The organism is Glaciecola sp. 33A (assembly GCF_002836745.1).
Lineage (GTDB): Bacteria > Pseudomonadota > Gammaproteobacteria > Enterobacterales > Alteromonadaceae > Glaciecola.
This window is the reverse complement of record NZ_PJAR01000033.1, coordinates 17070-38205: the sequence shown is the minus strand read 5'-3', so window position 1 is coordinate 38205 and position 21136 is coordinate 17070. Positions and strand designations below refer to the sequence as shown.

Annotated in this window: 17 protein-coding genes and 1 pseudogene; 13 read left to right on the top strand and 5 right to left on the bottom strand. The window is 39.8% G+C overall.

What is annotated here, in order from left to right; all coding sequences use genetic code 11:
• Positions 1–106 precede the first annotated feature (106 nt).
• The 7 genes and pseudogenes from CXF81_RS06185 to CXF81_RS06155 form a co-directional block, all read left to right on the top strand.
• Positions 107–280, top strand: a pseudogene (locus tag CXF81_RS06185) (tyrosine-type recombinase/integrase); the annotation flags it as partial.
• Between the two features lie 61 nt (positions 281–341).
• Positions 342–770, top strand: coding sequence for a hypothetical protein (locus CXF81_RS06180; protein WP_157825509.1), 429 nt, complete (start codon positions 342–344; stop codon positions 768–770).
• A 28-nt stretch (positions 771–798) separates the two neighbouring features.
• Complete coding sequence (locus CXF81_RS06175) at positions 799–1791, top strand: AAA family ATPase (protein WP_101180496.1); 993 nt, start codon at positions 799–801, stop codon at positions 1789–1791.
• 11 nt (positions 1792–1802) lie between these two features.
• Entirely contained in the window at positions 1803–4307 is a 2505-nt protein-coding gene (locus CXF81_RS06170; RefSeq protein ID WP_101180495.1) for a S8 family serine peptidase, read from the top strand.
• Positions 4308–4350: 43 nt separating this feature from the next.
• Positions 4351–4548: an RHS repeat-associated core domain-containing protein gene (locus CXF81_RS06165; protein ID WP_101180494.1), complete on the top strand. Its 198-nt coding sequence runs from the start codon at positions 4351–4353 to the stop codon at positions 4546–4548.
• Between the two features lie 40 nt (positions 4549–4588).
• A complete protein-coding gene (locus CXF81_RS06160) occupies positions 4589–5539 on the top strand; it encodes a hypothetical protein (RefSeq protein ID WP_101180493.1) in 951 nt (316 codons plus the stop codon).
• A complete protein-coding gene (locus CXF81_RS06155) occupies positions 5533–5955 on the top strand; it encodes a hypothetical protein (protein WP_101180492.1) in 423 nt (140 codons plus the stop codon). Before CXF81_RS06160 ends, CXF81_RS06155 begins: the two co-directional genes overlap by 7 nt.
• A 1222-nt stretch (positions 5956–7177) precedes the next feature.
• Here CXF81_RS06155 and CXF81_RS06150 read toward each other — a convergent pair.
• Positions 7178–9385 carry a P-loop NTPase fold protein gene (locus CXF81_RS06150; protein ID WP_101180491.1) on the bottom strand — a complete coding sequence of 736 codons (2208 nt, stop codon included), beginning with the start codon at positions 9383–9385 and terminating at the stop codon, positions 7178–7180.
• A 792-nt stretch (positions 9386–10177) separates the two neighbouring features.
• Here CXF81_RS06150 and CXF81_RS06140 point away from each other — a divergent pair.
• Together CXF81_RS06140 and CXF81_RS06135 are read left to right on the top strand one after the other, a co-directional pair.
• The gene (locus CXF81_RS06140; protein WP_101180489.1) at positions 10178–11533 is read left to right on the top strand and encodes a hypothetical protein; all 1356 of its coding nucleotides are present in this window, start codon (positions 10178–10180) and stop codon (positions 11531–11533) included.
• Positions 11530–12390, top strand: coding sequence for an NERD domain-containing protein (locus CXF81_RS06135; RefSeq protein WP_101180488.1), 861 nt, complete (start codon positions 11530–11532; stop codon positions 12388–12390). Before CXF81_RS06140 ends, CXF81_RS06135 begins: the two co-directional genes overlap by 4 nt.
• Positions 12391–12403: 13 nt before the next feature.
• Here CXF81_RS06135 and CXF81_RS06130 read toward each other — a convergent pair whose 3' ends face one another.
• Positions 12404–13231 carry a WYL domain-containing protein gene (locus tag CXF81_RS06130; protein ID WP_157825507.1) on the bottom strand — a complete coding sequence of 276 codons (828 nt, stop codon included), beginning with the start codon at positions 13229–13231 and terminating at the stop codon, positions 12404–12406.
• A 79-nt stretch (positions 13232–13310) separates the two neighbouring features.
• Between CXF81_RS06130 and CXF81_RS06125 the strand changes: the two genes are divergently transcribed.
• From CXF81_RS06125 to CXF81_RS06110, 4 genes are read left to right on the top strand one after another with little or no spacing between them, the layout of a single operon-like run.
• Positions 13311–14120 (top strand): hypothetical protein, encoded by an 810-nt coding sequence (locus tag CXF81_RS06125; RefSeq protein ID WP_101180486.1) that lies wholly within the window; start codon positions 13311–13313, stop codon positions 14118–14120.
• Positions 14107–16977 (top strand): hypothetical protein, encoded by a 2871-nt coding sequence (locus CXF81_RS06120; RefSeq protein WP_101180485.1) that lies wholly within the window; start codon positions 14107–14109, stop codon positions 16975–16977. Before CXF81_RS06125 ends, CXF81_RS06120 begins: the two co-directional genes overlap by 14 nt.
• Positions 16967–18343 carry a hypothetical protein gene (locus tag CXF81_RS06115; RefSeq protein ID WP_101180484.1) on the top strand — a complete coding sequence of 459 codons (1377 nt, stop codon included), beginning with the start codon at positions 16967–16969 and terminating at the stop codon, positions 18341–18343. The genes CXF81_RS06120 and CXF81_RS06115 overlap by 11 nt, the downstream gene beginning before the upstream one ends.
• Positions 18336–18881 carry a hypothetical protein gene (locus CXF81_RS06110; RefSeq protein ID WP_101180483.1) on the top strand — a complete coding sequence of 182 codons (546 nt, stop codon included), beginning with the start codon at positions 18336–18338 and terminating at the stop codon, positions 18879–18881. The genes CXF81_RS06115 and CXF81_RS06110 overlap by 8 nt, the downstream gene beginning before the upstream one ends.
• A 307-nt stretch (positions 18882–19188) precedes the next feature.
• On the opposite strand, the gene CXF81_RS06105 is transcribed toward CXF81_RS06110, so the two are convergent.
• The 3 genes from CXF81_RS06105 to CXF81_RS06095 form a co-directional block, all read right to left on the bottom strand.
• Complete coding sequence (locus tag CXF81_RS06105; RefSeq protein WP_232771799.1) at positions 19189–19515, bottom strand: DDE-type integrase/transposase/recombinase; 327 nt, start codon at positions 19513–19515, stop codon at positions 19189–19191.
• A 98-nt stretch (positions 19516–19613) separates the two neighbouring features.
• Positions 19614–20438, bottom strand: a complete 825-nt coding sequence (locus tag CXF81_RS06100) for an HD domain-containing protein (protein ID WP_101180482.1) — start codon at positions 20436–20438, stop codon at positions 19614–19616.
• Positions 20439–20550: 112 nt separating this feature from the next.
• Positions 20551–21123 carry a DNA-binding protein gene (locus tag CXF81_RS06095; protein WP_101180481.1) on the bottom strand — a complete coding sequence of 191 codons (573 nt, stop codon included), beginning with the start codon at positions 21121–21123 and terminating at the stop codon, positions 20551–20553.
• Between the last annotated feature and the right edge of the window lie 13 nt (positions 21124–21136).

The following is a 21136-nucleotide window of genomic DNA, read 5'->3' as shown; positions in this document are numbered from 1 at the left end:
GAGATGGATAGCGATATCCGGAGTACATTTTGGTGTTTTTCATGTCCGGATTATCTCACAATTTGGAATAAGGTCGATAAGTTGACAGTACCTTTTCAGGCACAGCGCGGCAACGCACATGCTAGATGGCGGCGCTGATATTCGCCAAATACAGGTCTATTTGGGACATGCTGATATATCCACTACGATTGTGTATACGCATATTACTAATCCAGAGCTGGAAAAGACGTATGAGAAGTCGCACCCTGCTGCCAAAGAGCAACCCAACATAGATACCTGAGCAAAACTGTGCTAAATTAAGCGCAGTTTTTAACAATATGTGAATAGTACTTTTGACCGTTTTGAAAACAAAAGATATCTGTGAAGCGCTAAATATTAAGCGACATCAATTGCGAGCGTGGACTGATGCGCTAACGCCATACAGTAAGCAAACTACTCATGCACGCTCTGCTCGTCGGTTTGATACGGGTGATCTCTTGTTCTTTGCGACGGTTCAACATATTGAGAAAAAGTTTGGTCTATCTATCAGTGTATTTGCCAAATTATCACAATGTATTTATGACACGGTTCGCTCGCCGCGAACAATAAATGATCATGAACGAATATTTTTGGATATAAATAGTCAAAGATGTTTTATTACTGATACATTGTATATTAATGCAGAGGGAATGCTTGTTGATATTGCGCCAGTTAAGAAATTGGTGAGTGGTTTTTTAGGGCTTACACCTACTCAAGAAGAAATACATTTTGGTTTAGCAAAAGTAAGCTAACGACTATTAATATTACGGAAGACACATTATGGCCACGGCTGAACAAATAAAAGCACTTCTAAAAAGTCATGCAGATCGTGACGATACTCGCTTTTATTCACTTGCAATGCAATTGGCTGCAAAGGAAGCGAGAAAAGGTCACACTAAACTCGCGGATGACATAAAAAATATCATCGAAAAATCACAAGCATCAAATGTGAAATCAGTTTCTTCTGCACCTGTTCAACTTAAAAAAGTGACTTCAGGTGAATTGCATGGGCTGTTGGAGCATACATCTCATTCAGTTAGATTAAACGAACTTGTTCTTTCACCCGAAATCGTAACAAGGTTTGAGAAAATAATTTTCGAACAAAGGCAAAAAGACAAGTTGAGTCGCTTTGGTTTAGCGCCAAGTAGAAAGTTAATGTTCGTTGGTCCCCCTGGCACAGGTAAAACTATGTCTGCATCGATGCTAGCAACTGAGCTAAAGTTACCGATGTATACGATTGTTCTTGATTCACTTATCACGCGCTTTATGGGAGAAACTGCGTCGAAACTTAGGTCAATATTCGATCATATTGCTCAAACACGAGCGGTTTATCTATTTGATGAGTTTGACGCAATAGGTGCACAAAGAGGCGCTGCAAATGACGTTGGAGAAATTAGAAGAATATTAAATTCTTTTTTAATGTTTGTTGAGCAGGATAATTCAGATAGTTTAATAGTCGCTGCAACTAATCATCCAGAGTTGCTAGACAGAGCGCTTAACCGTCGCTTTGATCAATTTATTAGTTTTTCTAAACCAGACCAACCCCAAATTTCTGAGTTAATTGAAAGAACACTAGCGTTATTCGATTTAGGGCAAGTGAGCATGAGTCCAATTTTAGATACCGCAGCGGGTTTAAGCGCTGCTGAAGTGACCCAAGCTTGTGAAGATGCTGCCAAGGAATTTGTGCTTCATAACGATGCGTTAGTTGATGAAGAAATTTTATTAGCTGCATTTGAAAGAAGAAAATCAGGAAAGTCTTTATTTAATTACTAATGAGGTAGTCTGTGAGTGAAAGGAAGCACCATTTAAAACTTCAAGGGTTTTACACTAATGAGAATTATGAGTCAAAGCAGACTGCTAGAGGCGCTACTGTACCTTTAAGAAATAGAGACCAACACGGGTCCAGCCTAAGACGTGAGTTCTCTAGTGCACTAGCTAGCTATCAACAAAAAAGACAAACAATCGATTCCCCATTATCTGAAGAGCTTGGGATTTACATTGAGTTAACTAGCTTTCCTAACCAGCCACTGCCTTTTGATAATATCGACAATAAAAGTTTTAGATTAAAAAGCCTTTCTAACAAAGATAGTATTGAACATGCCGTCGTGTTCGTGCCGGAATCTAAAAGAGATGTGTTTCATAAAAAAATTGAGGAATATCTTGATAACTCGCGGTTGAATAAAAAGGGCGAACCAAGAAATCATAAGTTGATTGACAGTATTCGGTCTGTCCGCTTAGCAGATATCAAATCATTTTGGACTGATAATCCGGATTACTTTCCAGAAGACAGAAACCAGCAAGTCTGGATAGAACTTTGGCTAGGCAAAGATAGTAATACTTCACAAGAATTTGTCTCACTGCTTGCTGAAAGGCTCGGTGGTGAGCTTGGAAACTCCTCTCAAACGTTTTTTGATTGCACTGTTCACTTGATTAAAGTTTCAATATCTCAGCTAGAGAATGCTGTTTACCTGATCTCAAATTTAAAAGAACTTCGCCGGGCAAAGGAAGTTCCCGTCCCAATCGTATCTAGCGAGCCACAAGAGCAGCTCGAATGGGCAAATAACGTACTTCAACGAATTAGCAATCCAAATGATGTAAGCACATCGGTAGTAATACTTGATACTGGTGTAAACTATAACAATCCCTTGCTTTCACCTTTTAGCAATGCAAGTTATTCGGAATGTTGGCTTCCCACTTGGCCGCACTGCGATAATTATATTTTAGGTAGCCCGCCATACTCGCCCCATGGCTCATTACAGGCAGGTATAGCAGCTTACGGTGATTTACAAAAAGCAGCGTTGTCTAATGATAATATTGAGATAACGCATATTATAGAGTCTGGAAGGATTTTACCGCCCACTGGAACCAACGACCCAAAACTCTATGGTGAAATTACATTAGGTACGCTTAACAAATTAGAGATCAATAATCCAAACATTAGCAGAGTTTACTCGTTGGCTGTTACATCAGATCCAGAATACTTAGGAGGTCAACCTTCGTCTTGGTCTTCTCAATTAGACGATTCTGCATTTAACTTTAGCGAAGATTTTAATCGATTATTTATAATTTCAACAGGTAATAATAGAGCAATCTCGCCTTACGTGGATTATTGGGAGCAAGCTCACTTATCTCAAATTGAAGACCCAGCGCAAGCATGGAATGCAATTACGGTAGGAGCTTATACAGAGTTAACGACAGTCGATGAGTATGGCTTTGACGATTGGTCTCCTTTTGCTGAAGCTGGAGATGTAAGTCCATCAGCGCGTACTTCTGTCAATTGGGGGTGGAAGCGTCATGCACCTTATAAACCAGAGTTAGTTGCTGAAGCAGGTAACAGACTGTTATCACCAGATAAACAATCTCTAACTGAAGCTGATACAGTTTCGCTGCTGACAACCTCTGGCAGAACAACAGGCCAACTGTTTGAAACAACTAGAGATTCCAGTGCAGCTACAGCCGTAGTATCCAATTACGCTGCCCAACTAATGGCTGAATACCCTGACTTGTGGCCTGAAACCGTTAGGGGATTACTTATTCATTCAGCCAATTGGACTGATAAAATGTTGCGGAGGTTTAACGCCCTCAAAACAGATCATACGCAAACTGTTGCGAAGGAAACTATGCTTCGCAGTGTCGGCTATGGCGTTCCAAATTTTGATCGCGCAAAGTATAGTCTAACCAATGAACTTACCATGGTAGCTGAAAACACTATTACGCCCTTTGAGCAAGGCTCTACCACCTCTAGCGATCCAAAACTTGGAAATATGCAACTTTACCAATTGCCTTGGCCTGCATCAGTACTGCGCGATTTACCCAATAATATTAATGTAAAACTCAAAGTGACGCTCTCATATTTTATTGAGCCCAATCCGAGTCGAAGAGGCTTTAAGCAACGTTACAGCTATCAGTCACACGCATTAAGATTTGAAGTGATAAGGCCTGGACAAACACTTAGTAATTTCAAAGGAAAAGTTAACGCATTAATGGCCGACGTTAATTACGATGGGCCGGAAGGCGACAGCTCTGGTTGGAAATATGGCAGCGATTTCAGAAAACGGGGAAGTATTCATTCCGATATATGGACGGGGTCACCTCAAGACTTAGCTGATATGGATACAATTGCAATTTGCCCTGTAGGTGGTTGGTGGAAATATAAGACAGGGTTAGACCGTTGGCAAAATGATGTTCGGTACAGCTTACTTATTTCTCTAGAAGCGCCAGACGTTGAAATTGACCTGTACTCTGAAATTGTAACGTTGATTGAGAATACGGTAGTAATAGAGACTTAAATTCCTCAGCTTTTCAGGCGGATCGTAGAGCCTTTGTATCCATATGAAGGGACGGATTTATGATCCGACGATTGGGCGGTTTATGCAGGCTGACCCCTTTATTCAAGCACCGAATAACAGCCAAAATTATAATCGCTATAGCTATGTGTTGAACAATCCGATGAGTTATACCGACCCCAGTGGGTATTTTTTCAAAAAGCTTTGGCAGGCGACAACAGGCGACAACAGGCAACATTCTTAGAGCTATCGCCAAAGTTCCAATCTTAAATACTGCGATTAACGTGGGGTTGAATTTCATTCCTGGGTGCCAAGTCTGGTGCAGTGCAGCATTTAGTGCAGCTACGACATACGCTGTTACGGGAAGTTTGAAAGCAGCCTTTACATCAGGGGCAATAACAGCGGCTACAGCGTATGCATTTTCAGAGGTTGGTCAACACTTTAATGGGTTGGATGAAAGTGGAAGTATCAACTTCGGTGGTAATATGTTAACGAGTGGGCAAGTTGCGCAACAAATTACTGCACACGCACTGGTAGGTGGTGTATCTTCTTCTCTCCAAGGTGGTAAGTTTGGACACGGTTTCTTTAGTGCCGGCGTCACAAAAGGTATCGGTGGAGCATTTCTTCCCGGAGGCGACAATTTGTCCAGTGGGGAAATTGCACAAGGAACGGTAGTTTCTGCTGTAATTGGGGGGACTGCTTCTAAGATTTCAGGTGGCAAATTTGCCAATGGTGCCCAAACCGGTGCGTTTCAATATTTGTTCAATCAAATAGGCAAGAAGGTATCTAGAGAGATAGCAATTAGGCAAGCTATGAGAAATTTAAAGGAGACCTACAAAGCAGGATTGCAAACAGGTTCTTTAGCAATTGGTGCTGGAATTGTGAGAGTAGGTACATACGTTTATGAGCATGAATCATGGTTCAGTGACAAGGTGTTATATTCAGCAGACGGATGGGTAAATGGAAATGGAGGAAGATTTCTTGATCTTCATAGTAATGCTGGTGCTGGTTCACAAGGAGTCCCAAGTGATGTATCAGATTGGCTCGTTACAATTGATGAGGCGATGGGCTCTCCGGACCTTTTAAGGCTTGAAGCTCGCCTCGGTGATAGTTTCGACGTAACTAGTATCGATATATGGAATACGACAAACAATGCTATGCTCCATGTGACAAGACCAAATGGTTCAAGTAATGATTGGTCATGCAGCAATTTTAAATCAGGTGAAACATGTTAATTAGGATTATAGTAGTTCTTTTTACTATCTTTTTTTGTTCGTCGTGTCGCGGTTCTGTGGAATTCAAAACCGTTCCTATTTTTGAATTACTATCGACAGATGAATACTCCCAAAGCATCGTCATGACGAGCGGATATTTGACACCGACTCCTGATGGTTTTTTTATTTACCCATACGAACACGATGCACTTAGCCGAGATTTTACAAGAGAAATCATGGTTATAATTAATACAGAGTTCTCTAAAAACTTTAATAAAAATTGCAAAAAAGGAATGGTTTTAATTAAAGGTACTTTTTTTGAAAGTGGAGAATTGACTGGAGGTTTTAAGCAAATCTCTAATATTGAAAGCATCGTGATGTTGTCACGCCGACCGAATAGCCTAGAAAGAGTAGACTGTTTAAAAAGGAGCGAGTAACAACTCTAGAATCCTAAGTTTATTGCGTGATTTTAATTCTACTTATTTTCTGTTCCTTGTTTCTGTTTGCCTAAGTCTATCCCGTTGGTAGGTATGTTTGTTTGGTGAAATAGGCAATTTCATAGGCCTTATAGTCGGCCGATAACGGTGCGGGTAGTCAGGCTGCAAAAGCGGAGTGGGTAAAAGGTGCTAGTGCAATTATTTGACTAGTTTTGGTCCATTTTAATCAGAATTCTGGTCCAATAATAGACCAAATGATGAATTAGCGCTGTAGCCCAAATTGTGACCAACGATCCAAATGAGAAATAAGAAGTCTCATTCAAAAAGTGGTTTTAAGTAATGACTCCCTGTTAGATTGACTTGACGATTTACTGAAACCGAAACTATCTAGCTTCGCTAATTATAATCAGAATAAAATTAATCTAAATTCCTCCCCGAATTCTGTCTCAGTAAATTTGCAATTACTTGCTCGTTTTTTTGCGAATAAACAACTAGGATTTATTTAGTTTCTTGAAAAACGGATAGCCTGCAACTACGACCAATATGTAAATCCAGATGGTTACTGTTTCATCAAAACCATTTGCATAAAGCAACGAACAGAAGAAAGACCAACTTAGATGCGTAAAAGTATCGCTTAGCAATTAAACACGGGGTTGTGGGGATTACAGAACGTCCGCTATCGTTCTTTTATGCCGCAATAAACAACCAAACTGCGGAATCGGCAAATGGGACATATTTTCAAAACAACTCTCAACGGCGGACGGCTGCTTATGCCGTGTTTAGGACTGAGTTGGTCGGGCAACAATTGCCACCAACTTACCATTACCTTAGACGGGTATCTCGTCTTCATCGATGGCTTTCATTGAATCTATATCAGCAAAGCCCAGCGCGCCTAAGTTTCGCACGATGGTAAAACCAGCAATTAAAGTCTTTTCCACATTGATAACGCCGATAATAGCGAGCCTAGGGGGTTGAAACCGTCAATCCGCGCACACCGCGCATACTGGACGAACTAGTTAGATGTAAATGACTGTCGTGTTGGTCTGACATGAGCGTCACATTGCCCAAATCTAACTCTTGCCAATCACCATCGGGAAGCTCTGAAGGCGAACCAATAAAATCTCTGACTTTATTAAGATGTTAAATATACACTTAGAGAATTGCTTCAAAAGCTTACGGGCTAACATTACTTGCCGTTAGACGCACTTTGGCAGCGTTCTACTCAATGGTTAGCATGGTCAATTGCTGCTTGAAGTTCCGCAACTTGAGCAGAAAACTTACCATCTTTTAAACTATCTAAGCGTTCAACTGTTTTATCCCAATCGAGAAAGCTTGTAACGGCCTCTTGAGACAGAGGGTAATATACTTTGTCACTCATTGACCAGCCCCTAAGATGGTTCAGTATATTGATAAAACCCTCATCAGTTTTGCTGTACTTACGCACCCAGTTATTTGCTTCTTTATTTTTAGTTAGGTTTTTCCAGCCGTATAGGTAGGACGTAATGTCAGGCATATTTGGTATTAGCGATTTCGTTTCTTTCGCTTTGACGCGCACTTTCAAGATAGCGATTGCATCGTCCAGAACCTCTTCTGAAATTTCCCATTGGTCCGGGGTAACCGCTTCTTTGCCGACTTTTCCGTGGCGAAACAGTTGGCCTCTAAAGAACTTACCAACCAACCAATTCAAGGCCCTTCCTTCTTTTGCTATCTGTAGGACAGTCGCAGCCTGTTTTTTTGGGTTCAGCTTGTTTAATTGAATTAGGCATCTCTTTACAACCTTATTAGCAATTCCATCAAGCGTAGAAGAAAATACACGATGTTTACCGTCTGCTGCCATTGCGCTATCCATCATATCGGACAGCGCTTTAACTAACCCAATAAGCTGATCTTCATCCAAGGTCGCTATGCATTCTTTGTCTAGTCGGTCCAGCACATGTTCGAACCACGTTTTGCCAGAGGTACGTCGCCTCATCACTTCTTCGATAAGGCGAATAGCCAACAGATCGACATTTTCCCTTGCCAACGCCAAGATATGATTGAAATCCTCATCTGACATAACCGTCTTTGGACCAGTGAGAGCAAAGTAAAAACGATAATGCAATGGACTACCGAGCCTTTTAAGGGTAATCGCGTCAGCAACATCAGCCGAATCCATCTTGTTAAAAACCGTTTCTTCTGGTTTGTCAGCCTCTGACACACCCGGAATAAAACGTTGCAAATTCCAAATCGAATCGCTAGAGAAAGGACCCTTTGAAGGCAAGAGCGTCTTTAACTGCTCACCTATTTTAGCCTTTTCATCAGGAGGGACACTTGCGTCTCCAGTGACTAATACAGAGCGTATTGAAAGATAAGACTCAATCCACTGATAAAGTTTGTATTTTGTAATTTTGATCAAGTGCAGACGGCAAAAGTCAGGGAAATATACATCGTCTTTGATTTGCGGAAACACAAAGCGAATGCTGTTCAAAGCAAGTTTGACTTCACGTGGTGTAGATAGCCCCATTCCTTCTTGGTCGACAGCTGATATTAAATCATTTAGTAGGTCGCCGTTGACGTCATCTCCCATGACTTCGGCATAGATAGCTTTTGCTTCCTCTCGAAATTGGTTGCGAAGATCAAATGGCTCGGGAAGCGGAATATTGAAAGTGAGCTGCACGATTTTTTGAAGGAAAAGGTCACCATCTTCAACTTTCAGACCCGTCTTTAGGGCTTGAGCCAAGACCTCACGGTCGTAACACATCAGGTATGCGACTTTTGGAAAATCAGCGACGGAACGAACTAACCGAACGACTTCAACTGCTTGCTCAGGTTCAAGGCGATCCAGATCATCGAGAATAACAACAAACCCAACATCCAACGCTTGGATTTTATCCGATATTTTTTGCTTTAGCTCAGATGGGGTTGATCCACTAGGTATCAATTTTTCAGCCGCTGTTGCAGCGCTATCTAATGCTTTTCCTGCAATCTGACCTCCTGGGATGAAGTGTCCGGCAAAATTGGCAACTGACGCAAACTTCCGAGCCGTCTGTGGACCGTAGTCCTTTAAAAGCCGGCCGACTTCAGCCATCTGTTTTTTAATGGCAATATTTTTCTCGCCAGCAGTTTCAGCAAGTTCCTCTTCTTTGGCCTTGAGTATTGCAGTCATCGGTCCTAGCAATGACATGACCATCGATGAGGTATCACCATTCAGCCACGGCGCGATTGTAATGGTATGAATTCCTTTGTCTTGCGTTGCAACAAGTTCAGTGCGTAGAAAGTTCAAAAGTGATGTTTTTCCTGAACCCCAGCGGCCTTCAAGACCGATAACTATGCCATCGCCCTTTGATGCTTCAACGATTGACGGGGCAAGTCGTTGTGCTATGCCAACAAAGCCGAATTGATCTTTCGTTTCATTTACAAGGGCTCGGTCTGAGTCCAGAGATGTGGTCATTATACTGTCCAACCCAAATTATAATTTATTAGAATAAGAAGAAAGTGTAATCAGAATAAACGACATTTCTTGTCTATTCAACAAAGGTAAAACTGGTCTACAAAAAGATAAGGCTAGGTAAATTCTCGTCTGTGTCGTTTACATTTTTAGATGTTCTAACTTCTTTATCCATCATAGTACGGCACTATTGCATGCTTTAATAAGTCTATCTACGTCTTGTTTCTCACTGGGTTTGAATGCTAAGTCATACTGGGCCACAACAAGATTAAAATTCGCAACTGACCAGTTTGGTGGCGATCAAGATCGTTATAACCAGTTTTTTTTAAGCCTTGGCTATGTCCTCAAAAGCACAAACTTCTCACACAAATTTGAACGGCGTACGGCCCCTATTGCCGTTTACTTGCCTATCAAGGCGATAGATAAAAACCTAATTCCTAGTAAAAATGACAACTAATATTTAGAAAATAGCTATGACCGGTTTCTTGGACATTAATCTCGCCGACATTTTTATAAATGAATAATTGTCGAAAATTATCAGACTTTATTATAATTGAAAATGAAATCTGATAAAAAAATATCAAACATTAGAGTTTTATCCTCAATATATTCCCACAATTTATATCGAACTGTATTGCCGTCATACACCAAAGGTGATGCATTATTTAGCAGTTAAGTTGATTAATAGTCTATAGTCACCAAAAAACAGAATTGGATATTGTCTGTTCGTTGATTTTTAACGGATAGTGATTTCGGTCTTTACCATTAAAAGCCGTGTGAATTATTAGGAAGATTATGGATAATCAAAACTACTACGATAAAAAATTTAACACCAGCCTTGTCTACAATGACTCATTACATGATGCTTCTCAACGTATTATAGAAGCTTATCTTGACAATAAACCCGCTGGCTCTAAAAACAAAAAGGTGTCACCGACAGAAAGAGACCAATTATTTTGGCATAGCGTGCTTTGGCAAGTCACTCCCTCGACAGTCTATAATTCAGAGGCTTTTGTTCTAGCACTAACAAGGTACTTCAGCCAGGATGTTGTGAGTAATTTCCCATTGTTGAAACTCATCGCCTCTGAATCACCTTTATCCGTTAAGAATGCCGTTAGGTATTCAGAGTTGGCCCTGAAACCGAACACAAATAAATGGCAAGAATTCCAGCAATTAACAGAAAGCAAGACACACGAATTTGATGAATTAATCGCTATCATCAAATTAATGCATAAAGAACATGAAATATTATTAATGGATTTAGAGCAAGCTCAACGCAAGTTAAGTAGTTTGAGTCCATTAACTTGTTTAATTTATATTAGTCTGTTCGCATTTGAGCATCTGCTCGGACAACATAGTGAAGTTGATTGTCACTTACCTGAAGATAATAAAACTACCGAGGCTTGGACAGCATTCAAAAATATTGTGGCTTGGAAATTAGAAAACACCAAAATTGAGGATTTCAACTTAACAGAGAAGTGCATTTTTGACACCGTAAAGGAGCACTTAATACCCTTTTTATTTCCGACAGGTGAACAAAAAATCGATACTAAAACCTATCAAAACATGTCTAATTTGATAATAAAACAGATTGCCCTCAATAGCTTTATTTCACAATCTGCTCATGCGTTTTGCTTCGACGATAGCATTGCATTTAAATTAAAAAAGGGTATCGCCGTAATTGAAGTGGCTAATGAACAACTCAATCTAGATTGGAAGAATAATGGTCATAAATTACAGCTATTGGATAGTTACTGGTTAAACCGAGGAGTAGATGAACTAATTGCTTCTGGTATGGCTGAACAAAAAATTGGTTCAGCCGAGAATCATGATGCTAATCAATTTGCAGTTATCAAGACGTTTTCCAATCAGTTACGATTAATTGAAGTTTACGGTTTAAATGAATATTTAACCGCTGACAGTGGGTTACGCGTAAAATTACATGAAGCCCTACTTTCTTTAAATCTAATGTCGGCCTTTTATAACAAGGCCTTTATAGCGCCCTATCAACAATACTTGTATGTCGAGAAAAATTGGTTAGCAGCAATTAGTCGTTTAGCATTTGAAGGCCTTAAACAAGGGGAAAACCGCTTCCCAATCACATGGTCATTTAAAAAGGATAAAGTCGGAAATTTAAAGACTGGACTGTGAATGAAACCTTTCCCAATGGCAATTTAAAGGCGGCAGAAGCGATAATTGATTTTTGGTCTTTTGATTTAAAAACTAAGGCAAAGAAACTGCAAAGTAATAAATTACCAATGGTGATAATGCCAGAGCTGTATGAGCGCCCAATATTTGCACTAGGTAATCATCTTTTTGAATTCCCTTGGATGGTGGCATTTCAGAACAACTCGACTGCTACCATTAATAACCTGAGGCGTGTTGGCGCTGGTCGAACCGAGGCCCGTGCCGAGACGGCGGCTATTGAAGCGAGGTTGGCTGACATTTTGAAATCTCGTGGGTTTACCGTGCTACTTAATTACCAACCCGAAAAAACGCCTGAACGGGACCCTGGTGAAATAGACATTATATGTGTCTTGGAAGGCCACACTCTTGTCCTTGAAGTCAAATCCACGTTTTTACGCAGCAGTAAGAAAGATGCTTGGTTTCATAAAACAAGAACACTGAGAAAAGCGGGTAAGCAAATTTCCCGTAAAGTGAGAGCAGTTGAGCAAGCGCTATTAAGCGATGTAAACTTTAAGTCGACTCTTGAGGTCGATACAGACGGCCCAATTCCAAAGGTAATTGGTTGGATTGTTGATACCTCAGTAGAGCTTGATCATCAGCTCTTTTCTGGCTACTTAAAAGTATCATTGGAAGAAGTAATCATAGCGCTAAGAGATGACAGTCACCTGTTATTTAGTATGGTTGATATTACTGAAGGTAAAGAAATTGAAAGAGATACTGAGTTTACTTTATATCCTAATGGTTTTTCGATTAATAATTTCTTGGGTGTTATTGAACAACAGCGAATTTGGGGAGTGTTGAACCAATCTGATTTGCACTAGAAAAATAATATAATCATTCTTCTAAGATTGAAATCACCTTTAAGGGGAAATATAAAGATGGCAAATCATCTTCACCCAAAGGCGCAATATGCCACTCTTGTAGGAAATGTAGCAACAACGGTTTATTTAACATAACAACTCGTCGCTTAGATTCAGTGTCAAGGCAATATTCCATTACGATGGCATCCTTATCGAGCCCGTTTTGATTGATACCAATCTCAACTTGTATGAAGGTATTCCAATCTTTGTCTATCTCGGTTTTATATTTATAACTATTATAAGTTACTTTTTTTGATTCGAGAATTCGATTGAGTTTAAAGTTTCGAAATTCATTTGTTTTGTGGTCTTTAGCACGGCAATAAGTACCGCTATTAGTTACAAATAACGAGTGTGGGGATATAGTTCTAACGGATTTACCTGAAGTCATCGACACATAAGTGATATCCACCTGGCGCTTAAGATTCGTTGCTCTAAATATTGGAGCTACAACATCTAGCTTAGGTTGATGCATTAGTTGTAATTTCGAAAATGAATTTTTCTCGATTTTAGGAACGCAGACTAACCTTTGTTCACCATTGGCTATTAGGTCTATTGCATCGTTTACTTCATGATTAAAGTATGGAGAAAAGCAATCTGTGGCGACATATGCTTTTCGTTTGTGATCATATACCAAGTTATGCCCAGCGAGTTCTTTATATGCGTTAAAGTCATTTGACGCTGCGGCCTGTTTAACATCAAAACGGTCCATTAACACATTACGATTCACCTCACCCATGATGTATGCATAAAGGTCGATATATTGTAATCTTGTTGCTTGCCTCTCAGATTTCATACCAATCATTTTATTTCGTGCTTTGAAAAACATATACCTTATTATACACTGTATGAATTAATACACTATATACTTTTATACGCACCATATGAATTTTACTCTTTTTAAAAAGATGATATTAAAGATTACAGAAAACAAAGCGGTCGATTATGCCGCGTTTCTTAAATTCTTGGATGACCCATCAATAGACGTTAGTTATACAAAACAAGATATTCAAGCATCCAAAATTGGAAACACGCTGTATCTGCTTACTTTGTCTGAAGGTCTTCAAAGTCAATTGGAAAAGTATGTATTGATAAACAATGAAGATAGAGTGAGTGCGAGTCTCCATAATAACAGTCATTCAAAAAAAGTATCAGGTTCCTGGTTAGTGGTGCGAAGTGCTAGAAATCAACCCGAGCTGCGTATGGTCGATAAACATGGCAACATGTCCAATGAAGACTCAGCATTTCAAACCGCTATCATCGTTGAAAATAAAGAAAATTTTTTGCGCATAAACGAAACCGCTTTGTTTTTAAGTAAGTCGTGCGACATACCGTCTTCTGTAGTTGCGAGGTCCCTTTTCATCTTCGCTGATGGAAACCAAATTACAAACTCGCTTCACAAGGCATATTTACAGCAATTCGATTTGATTTATTGTTTCTTGGATGTTGATGTTGGTGGTTTACAAATTGCGAGTAATTTGATGCGCCTATTGCCTGACTCCAATGTGACCTTTTTAACACCAATTGACATAAAAAAACGCCTTCATAATGTGCCCGTAATTGCTAATCCAAAAGACATAGAACGAGTCATAGCGATCGGTCAAGAGCAGCCCTCCTTGGCGTTAATTGCCTCCTACATAAAACAAGCACAACGTGTGCTAGAACAAGAGAGTTATCTGCATGTCGACAAATAATGATACTCATTTATTGAAAGAAGACTACACCCTCACAAAGTTAATTTATATTAATTCGGCTGGCCATGCTTTTTCAGAAATACCGCTGAACAATCATCTAGCTATGTTTGGGGGGAATAATGTAGGTAAAACAGCGAGTCTAGCTGGCACCAAGTTATTACTCTTTCCTGAAAACTCGTTTACACGTTGTGAAACAAAATTCCAGTTCGCAGGTAAAGGTGGTTTATACGATAAGGAAAACTCATACGACTTCTATTTTGCTGACCCTCGATCATTTATTGCAATGGAAATTCAGAATCCTGAAGGTCGTTTTTGTATGGTGCTTTATCGTAGGAACGGCTATGAGTATGGCCGCTTTTTTGTTCCTGTGTCGTTTGAAAAAATTAGGCATCTTTTTTGGGATACAGACAAGGGTTGCTTTGCAAAGGATATTGGCATTTCACATTTGAAGACATTCGTCGCTGATAATGATGGTATTCAGACATCCGACATTAAAATGATTAAAGAGCTAATGTTCGAAAGTTGGCGTGGACATAAAAATAAAAAGCGTTTCTGTGTATTACCGCTAAAAGATACCGATGACAAAGCGATAGACGCATTTAAAAACATTTACCAGTTAGCATTTGAGACAAGTGATAACAATCTTCAATCTCTCCCCAAGGCAATCGCAACACTATTAGAAATGGGTAGGAGCCATGATCGTGAGAAGTTAAACGCAGATTTTCAAAAATCTATTCAACAGCATACACAGCTTATGCAAAGAGACAAAACACTGCAGGTACTTAAGAATAACAAACCGACTTTTGAAACAGCAAAGATTGTCAGCACTCTGTATCAAGATAGCTTAAGCAGTTATTCACACGCTTACCATTTGGCCTTTAAATCACTTAAGCATCATCGTTCCGTGTCAGGGCCGCAACTTGAAAAACAGCAGACATTGGTAACCAAGCTAATCGAAGAAAAACAAACATTAGATAAACAATCTGAAACATTAAATAATGCGTCTCAACAACAAACAGGTGCGCTAGAGAGCAAGCAAAAAACATTGAAACGCAAAAAGGAGCTTCTGACCAAGCATAAACAAAAATGCGCTCAATATACGGATAAAAACAGGCTTCAAGTACTCGCGTTTCTCACTGAATATATGGAAGACCTACGAAAAGAAATAGCTAGTTGCAAAGAAGTTGGAGGACTTCAACAACGTCTACAAAAAGATATTTCAAAACGTAACCAGTTAAACGGTGCGATTAAACAGATGAAGGCAGCATTTGCTGATTATCAGAATACTATTTTCGGGCAACTGGATTCTGAACATTCCAAGTCTGTTCTATATTCGTTAAGCCCCTCGTTTTCTTCGGTTACTACCCCTCTTAGTCGTGACCAGATAAAAGTAATCTGCGATTTTGCAGATTTATTATCAATTGCTGACAATGGATTAGTGAATTTCTTGGATGTTCTATTAGCAGATGTCATGTTTGTCCCTTTCGATCAATCACTGAATCATTCTCAACTCAACACAAAGATAGATTCATTGGAAGAGGAGGTTGAACAACTTAGTAATTCAATTTTAAAGGTCAAGAAGGCACTATCGAGTTCTGCCAGTGGTGTTCAGGTTTTATTAGAAAACAACGAAAACGATCTGGTGGGCTCTCAAACAGATTATGATGATATTGAGGCAATTCCCGCACTCGAAAAAGAGGTAAACCAATTAACAGATGAAATCAACGTTTTAAAAGTTGACCTAAAACATACTGATGACGATTTAGCATTAGTAAATAAAAACATCGCTAAAGTTTGGAGTGAATTGAGCAAAGAAAATAATATTAAAGAAGGCCTTGAAGAAAAAAATAGAAAACTTAAATTTTTTGAAAGCACCTTAGATAATGCCGTCGCTCAAACAGTACCTGAAAACGTAAAGGAAAGTGAGCATAAACCACTGGAAAACGGGCTTTTTGATAATGTTGACAGGTTATCAAAAGAGACAATAAAGCATTATCAAGATTTTCGAGATGCGGTATATCGCCTTCAGCTCCAAGTCCAAATTGATGGGGTAGAGTCCCATCTAGAATTAGATCAAAACAGCATTGCCAGTGTCATGTCTACCTATATTAGTTTGTATGAGGACCTTCCTTATGATCTTAATACTCATCGTGATCAAGTCCATCTTCACAACCGCTCTATAAGCAGTATGCTAGACGAGCTTCGGCAAGCCAAAGAAATGCTCACTCATTACATAAATGGTATCAACACTGAATTGAATGACAAAAAAATATCTAATTTGGAAGCGATTCGTCTAAACCTTACTGTTAATGGCCAGTTTTCTTCACTACTGGATACGTTAGGCAAACAGGATATTTCTGAGTATGAGCTGCTCGACGAACAATTCTATATTCACCTCCATCGATTTGCAGAAAGCTATTTTGATAAGCGAACAAACAAACTCAGTATGAGTGACATCATCGATTCGATTAATTATGAGTATACGCTCCAAGAAACGGGCGAGCGCATAACAAAAAGCCAATCAGGTGGGACTACCAGCACTATCACAGCTTTTGTATTGTCTGTGCTTTTATCTCGCCTTACACCTAACCATGTTGCGTTGCGTATTCCTATTATCGTAGACGAGATAAGTACTCTTGATGGAAGCAACACACAGTCAACTATTTCTCAAATAGATTCACATGGATTTTCGATATTCTGTGCAACGCCATCTTTTTCAGGAAATCTTTGCCGTCTGGTTGGCCGTTGGGTTCGTTTAGATAGTCATCACGTAAGCGAGCCATTAGTTAGTAAATGCCATATGAATATTTTGCCTATTGATGTGGAAAGTTTTGGGAAAAACACTGATGCGGCTTAATCGTGACGTCTTAATTACTTCAATATTGAAACACCAGAACCGGTTTTTCAAATTGCTTGATGAGATAGATGAAAATGATGGTAGTTATGAGATACAAGAAATATCGTATTTGTTGCTATACAATAATGAAATATGCCCTCACGAAGACGATTTGAATGTCCACGAACACCTTACATTAGATTCACTTTTAGAAAACGGCATATTCATCCATTACGACCCTAACACTGGCAAGATTACATTAGAAAAAGTCATCGTAGACTTGCTGAGGTTTCTAGATATTAAACGCTCTCGTGAATTGTCAAACAGTGACTTCGAGGCATTGCGAGCAAGTGTCGTGGACTTAACAGAAAAGTTATCTCGTTTGCCTCTGTTGTCTGACGAGTTTAACCAGGCCTCACGCACATTTCACACGCTGTTATCTGAAATACATTCAAAGATTAAAGAAAATGTTAGTCGGTTAACATCACAGGTTGAAGATTTATCGGTTGATTACAGCGACTATAATAGTGGTGATGGTGGCATTAGTGTCCATGAACTCTACGACCGTGTGATTCACTTAAACAATAATTATGTAAAACCGTGTTATGAATTTATCAATCCGGATTTACAAATGTTGGAGACTCGGTCATTTAGCGACACAATTAAATTTTTAGTTACTTACTTTGAAGACCAGCCAGGATACCAGCAACAAGCCCTTAATCTGAGATATCGTGTAACTGCTATTACCGCTTATTACAAAGACATTGATGCATTGGTGCAGAAACTTTCTTTGTTTTCTCGTAGCTTAGAGCAGGACCGAAAAGAATTTATTGCCATAGATAGCGCATTTACCCAGCTACAGTCATCATTGACCCAATTCAGACATGGTATGCAGCGTAATAAATACATCACACCTGATTTAGGTGTATTTGAAGATATTACCTGCTTTGATGGTGTTGTTACTCGTCGAACGGTTAACGCGCAAAAATTCGATCTGCGTGATGCGTTTAGGGTTTCTTTGCGTTTCAAAGAATACATGACGGTATTAAACGAAACCGACCTACCTGATAAAACGCCTGTCTCCATACAATCAGTCGTCACTAATGTTGATGAAAACGAGTTGCGTAATATTGCAATCAGTAAGTTAATGATGGCCACATCCATACCAAACAATATTAATAATGTTCACCAATGGGTATCAGACCTACTCGCAAATAGTTTATCTGATTATTGGTTAGGCGATCTTTTAGTTGGCTTGCAAGAAGTTGAATCTGCCCTTGCGCAGCATCGCATAAATCGTCATCGTAAAAGACATCGTATTGTTTACGGTCCTTACTATTTAGATTACTTATTAACCTCTGCAACGATGGAGATTTCGAATGTATAATACCGATATAAGCGCACTTATTTACAAACAATTTATTTCAGGTAAATTTATTAACAAAACTATTCTAGATAACAGTGATAAAGACGTCTTGAATGCAGACTTCATGGAAGTCGATAGTAATTTTGATGAGTACCGACAACAATACGAAATGATAGGCTATGAACTTATCCATGCTACCAGTTACATGTATATCCGAGAGCGCACCCTGCCAAAAGAAGACTTCAAAAACGACATTACCCTTAAGGCATCTCTTTTGCTTTTGATGATGGGTAAATATTTAAACGACAACAATTATCGTCTAACTAAACTTACAGATCCGACAGGTGGTTTTTCACAACAAGATATTGCTCAAATGCAAGAATACCCAGACAATCAGGAGTTGATCACAAAGGCGAAGCTAAGTCTTGATTTAAACGCTGAAATAAATACAATTTTAGTTAAACGAGGTATTGCCCAAGAAAAAGTTGCGACAAGTGACATTATCCTGACTGACGCTGGTAAGGCCTTCTTTGAAAACATTGTCAAAGCATTCGTTTAAATTGGTTCCAGTTTAATGAAAAATACAATAACGACTTTATTCTTAAATAAGAAGGGACACTCGTACACAGTGAGCCAATAATGGAGGTATCCCGCTCATTATTACTTCTTCGATAATTGCGAATATCACTAAGAAGTTTACTAATAAAGGTACTGTCAACTTACTGGGATCGGATGAGTTAAATGGCATTGTATCTACCTATGCCAAGTTTTTAACATGACTCACCCTGTTCCATTCAACGAACGCTCTGTCTGGGATACGTCTGCAATTACTCGATTTCATTAAATGACGACCAAGCCTAAATAGATTATTGACCCCACCATGACAGGAAAGAAATCGTTGAGCTTGCCTGACCTTGGGATGTAAATTCCCTCATTTGCCTCTCGTGTTGCCGACTAAGTTGATGGGACAATTCGCATCTGTTGTTTTCATACTGCTTGGAAGAATGCCCAACATCAGATATCAGCTCTTTCATTGCTGCTGAATAACTCCGCAATTTATCGGTGACTATATTGGTTAGCGCGGCTTGTTGCCCTTTGAGTGACTTTCTGAAGAATCGTCTCGCCGCTTTCTTGTCTTTACGTTTCTGAACCAGCCTGTCAATTTCGTCACCATCCTGATCGACTGCACGCAAAAGGTAATGCAGCGCTCCATTTATGTTGGTAAATACCAAGCAAGTATCACACTGTAAATTAACACAACGTCCTTGTTATCCTCGCTTCCCTTCTGCTCTTAGCTTGTTTTCAAAAGCACTCTCTGACACTGAACCCGCGAAGCCGTCCCATATATTAGCGGTTCATCAGAACCAGAAAATTGCTCCCATGTAAGTGACATCATTTTTGGTAACACATTGCTAACCGTGAGCCCCCTAAGTAATTCCAAATGAAAGGCTTCCGCGATAGTGCGGCTGGCTAACTTGCTTGCCTCATTTGAGCTCTCTAAATGATTGGCGATCACAAAATGCAGGCCATCTTCGTTCCAATACAATAAGCCTTGCTCAGCCAACTCACACAAATTGCTATATTCTTGACATCCACTAGTTTGTCCTTTGTAAAAGAAGTCAGCCAATGCCACCAAGTTTTGCGATACGCTATTGGCCCGCGGGTTTTGTTGCACTGCGTTTAATACTGCTCGGCAATGGTCTATGTACACAGCTATTTTATTTGTATGCCAACTTCCTGGAATTGCACTCATATTGCTGATGAGGGCTGCAAGTTTTATTGTAAGCGCGGCAGCAGGCAGTGTTTTCGCTTTTTCGATTGCGAGCGCTTTACGAGACGCCAAACTAAGAGATTTATCATCTGTAAGGCTAAGTACTATCGATAACACATTATTGCCAAATTGAGTTTCGATATCTTTCGCGGTAAGGGAACTGTCTTCTAATGTGTCGTAAAGAATACCGGCAAATAATACCTGTTCGTCTTCAACACCAGCATATGCTAATAGATTGAAAACTTCATTGAGGTGCACGGTATAGCTCGAGCCATCATATTTTCTAGTTTGCTGCCCATGCGATTTCGCAGCGGTGTCGAATGCGGTAGTGATGTTCAAATTCATAAATACTCCATGAAAAAAAGAATGTGTGTTGACCTTGCCGGTTGCTGGCAAGCCATATTGATTAGGTATTAAGTGAGTTATTCAGGAACACCATTAGGTGGTGCGGCAGTGGCTATGATGATTTATTTGGCAAGGGCTTCGAATCATCATGTCTAGGCAGCGCCTTCTCAAACGCCGCGACTTGCCCTGCGAATTTTGCATTCTCGATAAGTAGCTTCGCATTCTGCTCCGCTAACTCCTTGAGCTCAGACTGCATGTCCTTCAGGTCGTCTTCGAGACGATGAATAGAGATGTCAGCACTTGTCTCGTATTCCCGATAAAACATCATTTGCTGGTCGTGTTTCGATAAGTGGTCGTCCAAGCGCTTATCAAACAATGACTGACAGCGCTGAAATGCACAAACCACCAAACGCTCTAATTGAGATTTCTGCTGATGGATAAGGTGTTCAGTAGCGTCAGCTATTTCCGTGGGCAAATCTTCCAATACAATGTGATGCGCATCTGCAGTTTCGCTGCCATTTGCTTTTGCTTGGTGCTTCTCCCACACATCGCGAATGCGTATTAAGCCGCCTTTAAAGCCCAGTTGTGCGCGGATAGCGCCGGGATTCGCCATTTTGCCCTTTTGCTCAAGTGCTACGCCGGCCTCTATGATATCTTTTTCTTTCACTTCTGGATGTCGTGCCATGTTTATTCCTTTA

Excerpts from the sequence above, each read along its gene's own strand:
- CXF81_RS06150 (WP_101180491.1), bottom strand. The coding sequence starts at position 9,385 with ATGACCACATCTCTGGACTCAGACCGAGCCCTTGTAAATGAAACGAAA.
- CXF81_RS06110 (WP_101180483.1), top strand. The coding sequence starts at position 18,336 with ATGTATAATACCGATATAAGCGCACTTATTTACAAACAATTTATTTCA.
- CXF81_RS06130 (WP_157825507.1), bottom strand. The coding sequence starts at position 13,231 with ATGATTGGTATGAAATCTGAGAGGCAAGCAACAAGATTACAATATATC.
- CXF81_RS06095 (WP_101180481.1), bottom strand. The coding sequence starts at position 21,123 with ATGGCACGACATCCAGAAGTGAAAGAAAAAGATATCATAGAGGCCGGC.
- CXF81_RS06155 (WP_101180492.1), top strand. The coding sequence starts at position 5,533 with ATGTTAATTAGGATTATAGTAGTTCTTTTTACTATCTTTTTTTGTTCG.
- CXF81_RS06165 (WP_101180494.1), top strand. The coding sequence starts at position 4,351 with ATGAAGGGACGGATTTATGATCCGACGATTGGGCGGTTTATGCAGGCT.
- CXF81_RS06125 (WP_101180486.1), top strand. The coding sequence starts at position 13,311 with ATGAATTTTACTCTTTTTAAAAAGATGATATTAAAGATTACAGAAAAC.
- CXF81_RS06120 (WP_101180485.1), top strand. The coding sequence starts at position 14,107 with ATGTCGACAAATAATGATACTCATTTATTGAAAGAAGACTACACCCTC.
- CXF81_RS06115 (WP_101180484.1), top strand. The coding sequence starts at position 16,967 with ATGCGGCTTAATCGTGACGTCTTAATTACTTCAATATTGAAACACCAG.
- CXF81_RS06140 (WP_101180489.1), top strand. The coding sequence starts at position 10,178 with ATGGATAATCAAAACTACTACGATAAAAAATTTAACACCAGCCTTGTC.
- CXF81_RS06100 (WP_101180482.1), bottom strand. The coding sequence starts at position 20,438 with ATGAATTTGAACATCACTACCGCATTCGACACCGCTGCGAAATCGCAT.
- CXF81_RS06175 (WP_101180496.1), top strand. The coding sequence starts at position 799 with ATGGCCACGGCTGAACAAATAAAAGCACTTCTAAAAAGTCATGCAGAT.